Here is a 12,119-nt window from a genome sequence, read left to right as displayed (position 1 = left end):
CTTATCCGCCATAAACAGTGGCAACAGGAATTTGCTTAACCCGTTTAACGGGTTCAAGTAGTCCAACCTGCAAAGTCTCAAAATATTCGTTAACTACTTTGTCAGTGTTTATGTCGATAGTTTTCTTCCCATACTTCTCAAGCAAGTCAGGTCTAACGACTTCAGCTTCCCCTTTGTCGAGATGACAAGCACTCTTTCAGTGTGAACACCATGCCGTAGCATGCTCCATAAAAACATCATATTGCAACCAGAAACAACGAAATACCGGTTCAAATAGAGGTTTACCAATCACTGCTAAACCTTGGGCGAGCAATAATAAGAACAGGGGATTATGGAGCAGTTAAAAGAACTCTTCCTCAATACCCATGTTCGCTAGTGCAATTCGTGATTGTTTCATTAAAATATTCGCATGAGACCTGATGGTAGCCAGTAAAGTTTTCCAATGATGCTAAAATGTTTGCTGGTACCAGGTGTCTGTTGCCATGGTGCTGGTTCTCGTAGACGATTCCTATATACCAAGGGTCTACAATATACCACGTACCGTTTGCGAACACCTCTGCCCACATATGGTCTATGTCTAGAAACCGTGATATTCTAGCGGTATAGCCTAGCCTGTTCATCAAATACGCAACAGTGATAGCGTACTGTCCGCAAGAACCCCAGCCTTGCCACAGTATAACATGCGCCCGGGTAAAGCCTAAAACGCTTAAGAACGAGTAATCAAACGAAGAAAGGGTGTTGTCAATTTCTAAAACCGCCATAGGATTGTTCCACGACGAGTTAAGCCTGGCATCAACATAGTCAACTACTTTCCTTACCAAGCATTCAAAATCATCCCCGCATGCCATGGGAGTAGAATTTACAAGCGAGGCTACATCATGCTCCACGGGAAGGAATAAAGTCATACATAGAGAAGTCTCGAGTAAGAACATTACTATAAAAACAGCTAAGAAGGAGGTAAGAACATCGAAAGAACTAGCTGTTTGGTGCTGAAGGTTTAACCTAATTTTCCGTCTTAGTTGGGGGAGTTTCCGCAATAGGTAAAAGAATAATAGAGAATAAGATAAGAACTGCAACATTATCATTATTAGAATTATCATTGGGCCAAGGGGATTGAGTAGAATGGGATCGAAGAGGTTAAAATACTTAACAATGTAATAGTATAGAACTCTGCTTGGCAAAATAGAGGTTGGAATACATAATATTAGGATCCATAGAAGAACAATAACAGTCTGCAACTTACCGAGGTTCATTCCAGCATTCCTTTTGATCCATGCCACAGCATTTCATCTCTAATCTAAAACATTAACATTATGAATGTTAGATATTTAAACCTTATCATATTTTTACACTTTTTAAAATTCTGTATTCAGTATAATAAGATGTCAATGAAGAAATATTTCAAGCACAGGAAAAATAGAATTTAAAGTAGTGATTATAGAGTGTTAGTATTTTTATCGTGTAACCTCTTACTAGAGATTCGAAGTTTTTCAGGAAAAATTGGCCTTGTTTCAATAGTGTCTGGTAATATGGAAGGTATATGCACCCGCATCGATGGAATGAGCCTCTCTAGGCTGTTGCAAAAGTTTTAAAAAGGAACGCGCCGGGGGCGGGATTTGAACCCGCGCGGGGAATCCCCCACCGGCTTAGCAGGCCGGCGCCCTACCAGGCTAGGCGACCCCGGCTCCGGTTTTCATATTACTTTTCCACAACTTATTAATGTTTCCACTGCTTTACAACAAGCTCCCAGTAGTCTGAAATCATCCTCACGGTTAACGCTATCAGCAGGACGTTTCTAAGCTGGATTATCCAGAACACGGGCGATGATGTTGAGGCAGGGTTGTTTTCAACGGGGAGTCCCAGCCCCAGGGTGTTGTTTAAAACCTCTCTCAAAAGCCTGTCCTGGAACCATAGAGCGATTATTAGTGCGTTTAAAAGCTCGGAGATTACTGTCGAGGCGCGGAGCCTTGGGTCAACCCTGCAGAGGTAGAGTAGCGGTATTGCGAACAGTATGGTCTGGGGAACGGCCACAGGGTTCAGAGCCCAGGATGCTAGGATGAGCAGGGCGGTGTGCACGGCAGTAGGCTTCCCCAGGGGCCTAAGCCCGTAGAGGATGAGTATTATTGTTGACAACAACCCCCATGCCACCGCGTACAGTAATTGAGAGCCCGCAACCCCTGTGAACAACCAGTAAACACTGCTGTTGAAGACAGGGGTAAGGTAGTTTGACACGAGGAATCCTAGTGAGGATGGGTTGGCAAGGTATAATGCTGCATAGGCTGCGAGGGGAGGTATTAATCCAGCATAGTGTCTCAACGGGTGGTATGACTCCAGCATGTAGATCAGGCTCAGCCCGAGCAGGATTGTTAAGAACGGGTTCCATGTTGCAAGTAGCCCAGCGTATAGGAGTGCTTTATGATGCTCCCCTGATAGAAGGCTGGACAGGAACAAGATGTACAGTGGCAGGATCAGCGAGTCGAAGCCGTATACTCCGTATACCAGTATGCTGGCGAACCCTAGTGGAAGCCACCGCTCATCAACATTGTCTGAAAACCTCCTATGGAACAGTACGAGCGCGATCAGGATCGAGATGCTTGAGGCTAATGACTGGATGATGTAGAAAGCGGTTGCGTAAGCTGTGGAGGACATGTTGCTGGAGAACAGGAATGCCAGGCTGCTCACCCCTAGGAAGGCCATTCCCGCCAAGGGTTGTTCAGGTAGCTTGTAGTCAAGGTATGGAATAGGTAGGGTGCTTCCACCGCTGCACAGCGTAGCCCTGGTCTCCTGGTTAAACCATTTATCCGGGCTCCCGCAAGGGTTGGCGAGAATGCCTTTATAGTATGAGCTGTAGAAGTCGTTGTAGAGCGGGCTAGGGTTTAAAACAGTGTGGAAGATATGCCGCTGAACCTCAACCGGCATGTGCAGGATGAACGATGCCAGTAAAACCGCGACATATAGTGCTAAAACCATTCTAAACCTCATTTCAAAGGTCACCATGCTGTGTTTTATATTGAAGGAGAGCATTAATTATACTGTCGGTGGCGGGAGATTTGCCCAGGATTGATTTGAAAACAGTTTTCCACTACCTGGTAATAGCCCTGCTCTTCACATCCTCGCTAGCGATTTTCTACCAGAGTGCTTGGGAGTTTACGAGCCTTGAGATTGAGAGAGGAGGGAGAGGGTATGTCTCCGACGAGGTGTGGTATGTTTCATCAGCCAGGAACATCCTCTACAAGATATTCCGCGTTGAGCCAAGGCTCTCGAACAACTCCTACGGGGCCACAGTGATCTACGAGGGATACGTCAACTCGTTCAGGCTTAAAGCAGATGCAAGGGATTTCAACGTATTGGTTAGAACCGATTATTCAAAGCTCAAAGGCTTCTACGTCGTAGCACCCTCCAAGGAGGTGTTTAATGCTTACCTGACGAGGATTAGGGATTATGTTAACGTAACCGATATTGTGCCGGGCTGGATGCTGCCTGATGCTGAAAGGGTTAACGAGTACATTAACTGGGAGCACCCGCCCATGGGGAAGTACCTGGTTGCAGCATCAATCTGGCTGCTCGGCGATTACCCGCTCTACTGGAGGCTTCCAGCAATACTAGCCGGTGCTTTAACAGTTGTTTTAACATACCTTGTAATGCTCAGCTTAACCGGGAATCAAGCAGTGTCTCTCACCGCTAGCCTCCTCTTAATGCTGGACCCGTTGTCTAAAGCCCTCGCCAGCATAATGCTGCTCGACGTCTACATAGCATTCTTCACGGTTTTAACAGCTCTACTAGCTGTGAAAGGCTTGCTGAGGCATGCCATGATAGTAGCTGTCGTCGGAGGGTTGTTCAAGTTCTCAGCACTCTTCCTCCTCATACCCGTTGTCTTCCTCATGGTTAGGAAGGATGTGAGGAGCAAACCCTCCTTCACCACGCTGGTGTCATCGCTCACCCTTAACATCGCGTTGTCCGGAGTGTTATTCCTTGTTTTAACCACGCTCACATCTCTACCTATAGCTTCCTACATGGGGTTTTCAAACTGGGTTAAGTACTCTTTGATAGGGTCTTTCACATGGCATGCAAGCGTGAAGTGCACCGGGGCTAGCTGCCCTATTTCCTCAGCACCGTGGGAGTGGTTCATGAACGTTAACTCTTTCCCACTCTACATATACCCTGATGGCTCAGCGCTTAGGGCTTCAGGCACCTGGCCCTTCTGGATTTCCTCGCTCACCCTCTCGATACTACTGGCCCCGGCATGCCTCAGGGATAGGAGGTTTGGAAGGCTGTGGGTGTTCTACATGGGTGTTTTAGCAGGCTTCATCCTACTATGGCTCATGGGCGGTAGGAGCCAGTACAGTTTCTACAGCATACAGCTAGCGCCGCTGGTCTATTCGTCGCTGACCTACGCTGTCGCCTTCATAATCTTCAACAGGGACCTACTGGTTGACACTCTCAAGTACTGGGGGAGGTTTAAAGAGCTGATCGTTAAAGCAGTGATCGCTTAACAATATCCAGGGGTTTTTAAATCGATATATATCGATTTTTAAACGGGGCTTAAAATGGCTGGCGTTATTTCAAGGATGCGCTTGATAACTGTTAAAATGCCTGAGATCTACGTTGAGGGATTAGACGAGCTCGTCAAGATAGGGAGGTACAGTAGCAGGAGCGAGGTTATCAGGGTTGCGATAAGGGATTTGCTTAAGAAGGAGTTATGGATTAGTGAAAGCGAGTTTTCATGATTTTTCAAGCCGTTCTTCAATTCTCCTAATTATAAGCTTTATTAATGGATCATCCTCGTCAAGCATCCTCATGCTTAACGGAGGGTTGAAATCGGGGAGTATTCTCCTCAGGGTTTCAAGATCAACAGGTGTAGGGTATGCTAAAGGGTTCAACACCTCGATAGCCATGGCCTGTCTCGAACCCTTGATATATTTGTAATCGCCTTCTCCAACACCTGTGCCAGGGATTCTGGACAGCCTTCTCCAAACCTCCTCGGGCGAGCCGGTTATCACCCTCCCAGCTGTGAACTCGCCCATCAATGATTTAACCCGGCCGCTAACGTACAGGAGGACCCTGTCCCCTCTTCTAACCTCGAAACCCATGTACCTCCTCAGCTCAAACTTCTTCACGCCTGTGAAAATCCTGTAAGCGTACACCGGCTTAATGCTGAAGAGGTAGATTGCCAATGAACCACCTTTCAACGAGTATTTTAATAAGATTGCTTGGAATTATTTATTCTTGATGTTGAAGGTTGGTATATCTGAACAGTGATGATTGACACCAGTGCTGAAGATGATCACGATGGACGCGATAAAACCCGGGGACACGGTACTCGTCTACATAGATGATTCTAGAAAGTTCGTCGTGAAAGTAACGCCGGGTAAAATCCTTGGGACGGATAAAGGCTTCATCAAGCACGAGGAGCTGGTAGGGAGGCTTTACGGTGAAGCCGTTGCCACGAGCCAAGGGGTTAAAGCCCTCCTCCTCCGCCCGCTGAGGCATGATTACTCATCTACTGTGAGGAGGATTACCCAGATAATATATCCCAAGGATGCATCGCTAATGATCTACTACTCCGGCGTGAAACCCGGTAGCATTGTGGGCGAGGCAGGGGTTGGCTCAGGGGTTTTAACGCTCTCGCTTGCTGAGATAGTGGGGGAGAGCGGACTCGTATATGGTTTCGACGTTAACGAGAAGGCTTTGGAGAACGCTAAGGAGCATTTGGAGATACATGGCTTGAGCAGCAGGGTGAGGCTGGTTAAACACGATGTAAGGGAGCCGCTAGGCGTAGCAGGGCTTGACGCTTTCTTCCTGGACATGCCTGATCCCTGGAACGCGCTTGAAAGTGTTTACCAGGCTGTTAAGCCAGCGGGGACTGTTCTAGCATACGTTCCCACGGTTAACCAGGTTGAGAAGACAGTGCTGGCCATGGAGAGGCATGGCGGCTTCGGAGATGTTCACGCTTACGAAACACTTCTCAGGGAGTACAGTGTTGAGGAGGGTGCTACTAGACCCCACACCCTCATGGTTGGGCACACAGGCTTCATCGTGTTTGCGAGGAAGATAATGGTTTCCTAGAAGCGGTGCTTCCCCTTCACGTACAGGTAGATGGTGTGGGTTAAGCCGTTATCATCCCTTACATCTACAACCCGTTGCTCCCTCCACCCGGGTATTCTGAACTCGTGGCTGACTATTCTAGCCCCATCCCTCAACTCTTTCTCAAACTTAGGTTTCAACGCTTCATTAACGGATGTGAGGAGGAATAAGGTGACAATGGTTGCCTCCTCAATGCTTACCTCGAAAAAATCGCCGTGGATTATGAAAGCCCTGTCGGAGACATTAGCCTCCTTTATCTTTAAGGAAGCCTCCTTAACCCTTTCCGAATCCTTCTCAATCCCTACAGCCTTCTTAACGTTGAATTCTCTGACAGCAGTGATAACTATTCTCCCATCGCCGCATCCCAGGTCGTAGAGGATGTCGTCAGGGCCGGCGTTCGATAATCTAAGCATCTCCCTTACCACAGGGTAGGGTGAGGGAACGTATGGTACGTAGGGGGTCAAAACTCAGGTTCCCTCATGCTCCATGGGTGAAGCAGGAATCTCAACGCCGAGACTCCTTATCTTCTCCAGCATTATCTCCTGGGCCTTGGACTCATCCGGCTGGAGAGCCTCGTTTAAGGGTAGTTGGGAAAGAATCCACTGGACTCTCCCATCATCAAGCTCCACGAGTATTTGCGGCGCCCATGCCATGCCGAACTCGTCCTTGTCCCCGTGCTCGACAAGGTAGACGTAATCCTCCTCCTTAACCTCAAGCTCGCTTCCAACCCTCTTGCTTAAATCCTCAGCCATTTTAACCCACATTTTATGGTAGGGGTGGTGTTTAGCCGTAACCAACACGATCTTCTTGATTTTAACCATTAATCAACTACCTCCACGCATTCCAAGTTTTAGATTATACTGTAAACATATTAAATATGTGCTCCAGGCTTTTCAAGCGGTATAGGATTGGGATCAGCGAGCTCGCCAGGTAGGGGGTTGGCCCTAGAGAGGTTTTTAAAACAGTGTAGGAGAGTGTTGTTAAAACCTGCTCCAGCTCCTCCGGGGGATCCGTGTGAACGCCGGAGATGAAGCAGTCTTCAACAGGCTTTGAAACCGCTCCATCCTCTCTTAAAACATGGATGGTTTTACAGTCGTGGAAGAACTCCTTCACCAGTTCTCCGAGACTCCTGGAGGATGATACTGTGGAGCCTTCTCTCCCCAGCTTCTCGAGGACGAGCCCGTTGCCTCCCCGGGTTAAAAACCCTACTTCAAGGTTTTCATAGGATAGTTTCCCGTAAAGCATTCTTATTCTATCTAAAATATCTGAGCGCGTGAAACCCGGGGCTAACTCCACGTAGAGGAGTCTCATCCCACTACACTGGCGAGGGCTTAGGCTTCCTCTCCTCCTCAGCCCTTACCTTGATAATGCCGTAGTGGATTGCGCATGAGACACAGTAGCATTTCGTAACAGGATACCTCTGTATAACAGCCCCTTTCTTCTCCAACTCCTCCGCGAGCTGCGGTGGAACCGGGCTGTACATCCTGGTAACACATATGGCTTTATCGCTTGGAACCCTTCTCCCGCAGTTGTCGCACTGGACGATTTCAACCTTACCCTTGTCGCCCTTGTGCCTACCCCTGCTCTCTCTTTTCTTAGGCATGTGCTTGAACACCTCGTTAAGCAATCTTGCTGAATCTATAGAATAATACTGTTATAAAACTATTGCTACCGCGCTCCCTACGCCCTATGGTTTCTTAAAAGCTCCGATAACCCGCCCGAGCCTATGATATCCTCCCACCTTATCCCGAAGGCTGAGAGGAACTGCTCAAGCCCGCTTTTAACCAGCTCAATGTATTTATCCGGGTCAACCTCCTGAAGCCTCGTCAGCTGTATAGCCTTATACCCCTCCTTGCTCTTCACCTTGACGAACGTTATGATATCTCCCTCCTCCACGCTGTACCCGTAGTTCATCAGCTGGATCGCAGCCTTAACGTGAGGCGGCTTGGTCTTGGTGTAGAGGGAGGGTGTTTTCGTCAAGGCTACCCTTATAGCGAGCCGGTCGAGCGTTATCTCCTTCCTCTTTATATCGTGGTGTATGGTCTTCACCTGATCCTCCAGCCACTCGACAAACTCTATGAAGCCCGCGGGGTTTTCAACACTCCTAAGTTTTTCAAGAATATTCTCGAACAGGTCCTTGAGGAACTCCGGGGTGTTTCTTTTCTTGGCGACAAGCCCCTTGATCTCTATGCCGCCGTCAACGGTTCTGCCGAGGTAGTTCTTTTTAAGCCCTGTGAAAACCACGTATGTGAAGGACTTGTCAATCTCGATCTCAAGCCCTAGTTTCTCAAGAATCCATGACTGTAGCTTCTTCAACTGCTCCTGGGTCGGGGCCCAGACGAATATTGAATCTGTGTCACCGTACAGTGTTTTAACCCCGAGGTCCGCAGCCTTCCTCACAATCGTGTAGAAAGACTTCCTGCCCATCGCGGTAACGCTTTCAGCCACGGCTGGGGAGTACAGGGAGAACTTCTCATCCCCGAAGACACCGTAGCTGGCGTTTATGAAGACCTTGATAGCTCTCTGAACCACCTCGTACCAGGCTAGGGTTTCAGGAGGGAGGCTCTTATCCTTCGACCTTTTCTTATATATTCCAACCCTGAAATCCCTTAGAATACCGGTTAGCTGAGCCGTCAGCCCGGGCTTGTCCACGCATACTTCGTGAAGCCTCCTCCCTGTTTCATCCACAATGTCTATTGTCTTACTACACCATTTCATGTCAACGGTCTCGTAGCTTAGGTTGTATTTTTTAATAATGCTCGGGTACAGGGAGGCTATGTCGAGGACGACCACGTTGAAGAAGGCTCCCTTCGGAGGCTCCACCACTAAGGCTCCAGCATACTTCTTCCCCTCAATAATCGCCTTCGTCCCAGTGCTCCTTACATGTCTCAGAATATCCTCCTTGTTAGGTATGAGGTAGCCGAGCTTCCTGTGCTCCCAGAAGAACAGGTTTTGAATCCAGTTTGATATCTGCCTCCTGCATATGTCTTCAATGCTTGTCTTTGAAACCCTGGCTAGAAGGATCATGAGCTTCCAGACTAGTTCATTGCTGAACATTGTCAGGTTCAGCGTGATCTCAGCATCCCTATAGTTGTATGCAACTAGCAGCGAGGCTGATATGTCGCCTATGGTTTCCTCGAAACCTATTTTCGACACTCCGAGCAGTGCTCCAGAGACAGCGTCAAGCTTCTCCTCCTGGTATTTCCCCCCGAAGGCATAGTTTTTAACAGCCCTGTTCGAGAAGAACTTGTAAAGGTCTAGGTGAATGCTCGTGTCAATCCTGATCATGTCCTCCCCTATCTTCAACGGGATGTGGCTTCTCGGTATGCCCAGCTTGAAAGCCCTCATGTACAGGTATTGAAGGTCGAAGTTATCGCCGTTGTAGGTGAGGACTACCGGGTAACCCCCCATTATTCTGAAAGCTTCCAGCAACATGTCTTTCTCAGAGTCAAACACCTCCACCTCGGCTTCAACAGGGTAGTCCTCCATCATGTAGTCGAAATCATGCTTGTACTCCCTGGCCAGGAGGAGTATTTTCTTCAACCCATCGCTACCGGCTAACGCTATGCTGATGACAGGGTATTCAGCAAGCTTCGGGCTTGGGACACGTCCTTTGAACGGGGTGAAAACCTCTATGTCAACTGCTACACGCTTCACCTTTGGCGGGGACTCCTCGAACAGGAGGAGGAGCTCCTCGGCAAGCTTCACTGTTTCAGGGGGCTCGTTCCTGAACAGCTCCCTTACTTTTTCAACAAGGGATTGAGGGATCTCTGGCTTAACCATTACGAGCTTCTGGACACCGTTGGAGAAGTCTGTGACATACCTCATCCCCGGTATCAGCTTGTTATCGTAGATGTAGTTTGCATGATACTTTATCTTAGCCTCCCACGCGGTGTTGAACTTGCTCCTAATCTTCCTCACGACCAAGGGGTCCTTGGTTACCACCTTCACCAGGCGAACCCTCTCCATGGTGAGAGGGTTGATCTTGTACTCCTCCTCGATAGAGTCTACCCCGGAGTTCTCCAGGTTCCCCAGCCTCTCTCTTATCAACGACGGGTCATCAGATGTTAGGAAGTATGGTTTGTGCCTGGTGGGGTCGGCTATTTTAACAAGCCTCTCCCCTTTCTCATCAACGAATTCCAGGATAGCCTTCTCCATCTTACCATCATAGTAGACTCCTAGAAGGTAGTGAGGCTTGTTCAAAACCTTCTCATATGTTTCAGAAGGGAGGGATGCAACATAGCCTATCTTGCTAATCCTCATCAACCTAACCCTTTGCAGACTTGATAGCTAGTATTGCTTGGATGATATCCCCTTTCGAATTAACAAGGGCTTTGCGAGCCTCCTCGTATGAAACCCCTGTCTGCTCCATGACGAACTTGATGTCTTCCTCAGGTATTTTAACCTCCTCAGCAACCGGTTGCTGAGGAGCCGGCTGCGCTGAAACCTCTTCCTCCTTCACCACGCCTGAGATTTGGAATGCGACCTGACCCCCTGTTTTGAACGCAACAACCTGCGGGTTGGTTATAACCAGCTTCTTGTTCTTCAGGAAAATCTCAACCCTGTCAACATCACCGTATTCTTCAACATCAATACCCATTTTCTTAAGCATCCGCTTAAGCTCTCTCGGGCTCATGGAAAACACGTGTAAAACACCTCTCTCACTGGTTAAACAAACATATAATAGATGTGATTTATATCTTAATCAACCAGGTTTCCCAAAGAAGTAGTTAGTGAGTGATATGTTTGACGGTTAAGCTAAGGATTTTAGGCGGCGGCAGGGAAGTAGGCAGGGCTGCATACCTCCTAGAAGGCAAGGAGAAAGTGCTTTTCGACTACGGGGTAAACTTTGACGAGAAGGATATGCCGCAGCTGCCTCTCCACGTGAGGCCTGTCGACCTTGACGCTGTCGTAATCTCGCACGCCCACTTAGACCATGTGGGTGCAGCTCCATACCTGTTCATCACCGGTAAGCCAAAGATATACTCGACACGCCCAACCCTTGACATAGCTAGGCTTCTAACAATAGACTTCCTCAAGCTCAACGCCGCGGTGATCGAGTACGACATGCTGGAGTTTGAGAAAATGTACTCCAGCACGGTCTTCGTCGACTACCAGGAGTCTGTTGAGCAGGGTTTCAAACTAGTGTTTTCAAACGCGGGCCACATCTTAGGTAGCACCATGGTCTATCTCGAAACCTCAACCGGGGAGAGAATCCTTTACACGGGAGATGTTAACAATATCTCCACCTGGACACTCTCCGGAGCTGATTTCCTGCCCGCGAGCGTTGACACTATTATTATGGAGTCAACCTACGGCGGGAGGAACCATCCTAAGAGGCATTTAGTGGAGAAAAGGTTTGTCGAAACGGTTGAGGAGGTTGTGGACAAGGGGGGCACAGTACTGATACCTGCCTTCAGCGTTGGCAGGAGCCAGGAGTTGATGACCCTTCTCACGAGCGAGCTACCATATGTTGACGTCTACATCGACGGCATGGTTAAAGACATCAGCGAGATCTACTTGAAACACAGGAAGTTCCTTAGAGACCCCAGCTTGTTCATGAAAACCGTGGAGAACGTTAACTTCGTAACCAAGGCGAGCGAGAGGAAGAAGCTTGTCAACAAGCCCTGCGTGATAATAGCCTCCGCTGGAATGTTGAAGGGCGGTCCAAGCGTGTACTATTTCAAGAAGATTGCGGATAACCCGAGGAACGCTGTCCTCCTGGTGAGCTATCAAGCACCAGCGAGCAATGGTCACAAGCTCCTCGAGGAGGGCAGGCTCCCGGAGATGGAGCTTAACGAGGTTAAGGCCAGGGTTGAGTGGTATGATTTCTCAAGCCACGCTGGGAGGGACGGCCTCGCGGAGATAGCTGAGAAGTACAAGGCAAGCGTGAAAAACATCGTCCTGATCCACGGGGGAGACGACGACCAGGAAGCCCTCAGGAAGGAGCTGAGCGAGAGGCTTGGGGGAGACGTCAACATCATCGCGCCCAGGACGGGTGACGAGATAGTTCTGAGCCCGTGAGAAGCAGGGTA

The 12,119-nt window shown here is 48.7% G+C and carries 14 protein-coding genes and 1 tRNA gene; 4 read left to right on the top strand and 11 right to left on the bottom strand.

Annotated elements, in window-relative coordinates; genetic code table 11:
• Position 1 precedes the first annotated feature (1 nt).
• From IMZ38_RS00895 to IMZ38_RS00880, 4 genes are all read right to left on the bottom strand, one after another.
• The gene (locus tag IMZ38_RS00895; RefSeq protein ID WP_193436333.1) at positions 2 to 145 is read right to left on the bottom strand and encodes a hypothetical protein; all 144 of its coding nucleotides are present in this window, start codon (positions 143 to 145) and stop codon (positions 2 to 4) included.
• 211 nt (positions 146 to 356) lie between these two features.
• On the bottom strand, positions 357 to 905 hold the full coding sequence (locus IMZ38_RS00890) for a transglutaminase-like domain-containing protein (protein WP_193436332.1): 549 nt from the start codon (positions 903 to 905) through the stop codon (positions 357 to 359).
• Positions 906 to 1,601: 696 nt separating this feature from the next.
• A tRNA-Ser gene (locus IMZ38_RS00885) sits at positions 1,602 to 1,685 on the bottom strand.
• Positions 1,686 to 1,716: 31 nt separating this feature from the next.
• The gene (locus IMZ38_RS00880) at positions 1,717 to 2,997 is read right to left on the bottom strand and encodes a hypothetical protein (protein ID WP_193436331.1); all 1,281 of its coding nucleotides are present in this window, start codon (positions 2,995 to 2,997) and stop codon (positions 1,717 to 1,719) included.
• A gap of 53 nt (positions 2,998 to 3,050) precedes the next feature.
• Here IMZ38_RS00880 and IMZ38_RS00875 point away from each other — a divergent pair, with 53 nt between their 5' ends.
• Positions 3,051 to 4,493: a glycosyltransferase family 39 protein gene (locus IMZ38_RS00875; protein WP_193436330.1), complete on the top strand. Its 1,443-nt coding sequence runs from the start codon at positions 3,051 to 3,053 to the stop codon at positions 4,491 to 4,493.
• Between the two features lie 54 nt (positions 4,494 to 4,547).
• Entirely contained in the window at positions 4,548 to 4,727 is a 180-nt protein-coding gene (locus IMZ38_RS00870; protein ID WP_227410885.1) for a ribbon-helix-helix domain-containing protein, read from the top strand.
• On the opposite strand, the gene IMZ38_RS00865 is transcribed toward IMZ38_RS00870, so the two are convergent.
• Entirely contained in the window at positions 4,722 to 5,189 is a 468-nt protein-coding gene (locus tag IMZ38_RS00865; protein WP_319637045.1) for an ASCH domain-containing protein, read from the bottom strand. The two genes, IMZ38_RS00870 and IMZ38_RS00865, sit on opposite strands and share 6 nt — an antisense overlap.
• 91 nt (positions 5,190 to 5,280) lie before the next feature.
• On the opposite strand from IMZ38_RS00865, the gene IMZ38_RS00860 reads away from it, so the two are divergent.
• The gene (locus IMZ38_RS00860) at positions 5,281 to 6,066 is read left to right on the top strand and encodes a tRNA (adenine-N1)-methyltransferase (RefSeq protein ID WP_193436329.1); all 786 of its coding nucleotides are present in this window, start codon (positions 5,281 to 5,283) and stop codon (positions 6,064 to 6,066) included.
• Here IMZ38_RS00860 and IMZ38_RS00855 read toward each other — a convergent pair.
• The 6 genes from IMZ38_RS00855 to IMZ38_RS00830 form a co-directional block, all read right to left on the bottom strand.
• A complete protein-coding gene (locus IMZ38_RS00855) occupies positions 6,063 to 6,497 on the bottom strand; it encodes a protein-lysine N-methyltransferase (protein ID WP_193436855.1) in 435 nt (144 codons plus the stop codon). The genes IMZ38_RS00860 and IMZ38_RS00855 overlap by 4 nt on opposite strands.
• Before the next feature lie 54 nt (positions 6,498 to 6,551).
• Positions 6,552 to 6,905, bottom strand: coding sequence for a hypothetical protein (locus IMZ38_RS00850; protein ID WP_193436328.1), 354 nt, complete (start codon positions 6,903 to 6,905; stop codon positions 6,552 to 6,554).
• Positions 6,906 to 6,939: 34 nt separating this feature from the next.
• Positions 6,940 to 7,395 carry an RNA methyltransferase gene (locus tag IMZ38_RS00845; RefSeq protein ID WP_193436327.1) on the bottom strand — a complete coding sequence of 152 codons (456 nt, stop codon included), beginning with the start codon at positions 7,393 to 7,395 and terminating at the stop codon, positions 6,940 to 6,942.
• A gap of 4 nt (positions 7,396 to 7,399) precedes the next feature.
• On the bottom strand, positions 7,400 to 7,687 hold the full coding sequence (locus IMZ38_RS00840; RefSeq protein WP_193436326.1) for a 30S ribosomal protein S26e: 288 nt from the start codon (positions 7,685 to 7,687) through the stop codon (positions 7,400 to 7,402).
• Positions 7,688 to 7,764: 77 nt separating this feature from the next.
• Positions 7,765 to 10,347, bottom strand: coding sequence for a DNA-directed DNA polymerase I (locus tag IMZ38_RS00835; RefSeq protein ID WP_193436325.1), 2,583 nt, complete (start codon positions 10,345 to 10,347; stop codon positions 7,765 to 7,767).
• Between the two features lie 4 nt (positions 10,348 to 10,351).
• The gene (locus IMZ38_RS00830) at positions 10,352 to 10,729 is read right to left on the bottom strand and encodes a nascent polypeptide-associated complex protein (RefSeq protein ID WP_193436324.1); all 378 of its coding nucleotides are present in this window, start codon (positions 10,727 to 10,729) and stop codon (positions 10,352 to 10,354) included.
• Positions 10,730 to 10,830: 101 nt separating this feature from the next.
• On the opposite strand from IMZ38_RS00830, the gene IMZ38_RS00825 reads away from it, so the two are divergent.
• Entirely contained in the window at positions 10,831 to 12,108 is a 1,278-nt protein-coding gene (locus tag IMZ38_RS00825) for an MBL fold metallo-hydrolase (protein ID WP_193436323.1), read from the top strand.
• Positions 12,109 to 12,119: the final 11 nt, after the last annotated feature.

This window comes from Thermosphaera aggregans (genome assembly GCF_014962245.1).
GTDB lineage: Archaea > Thermoproteota > Thermoprotei_A > Sulfolobales > Desulfurococcaceae > Thermosphaera > Thermosphaera chiliense.
This window is presented reverse-complemented; position numbering and strand designations above follow the sequence as displayed.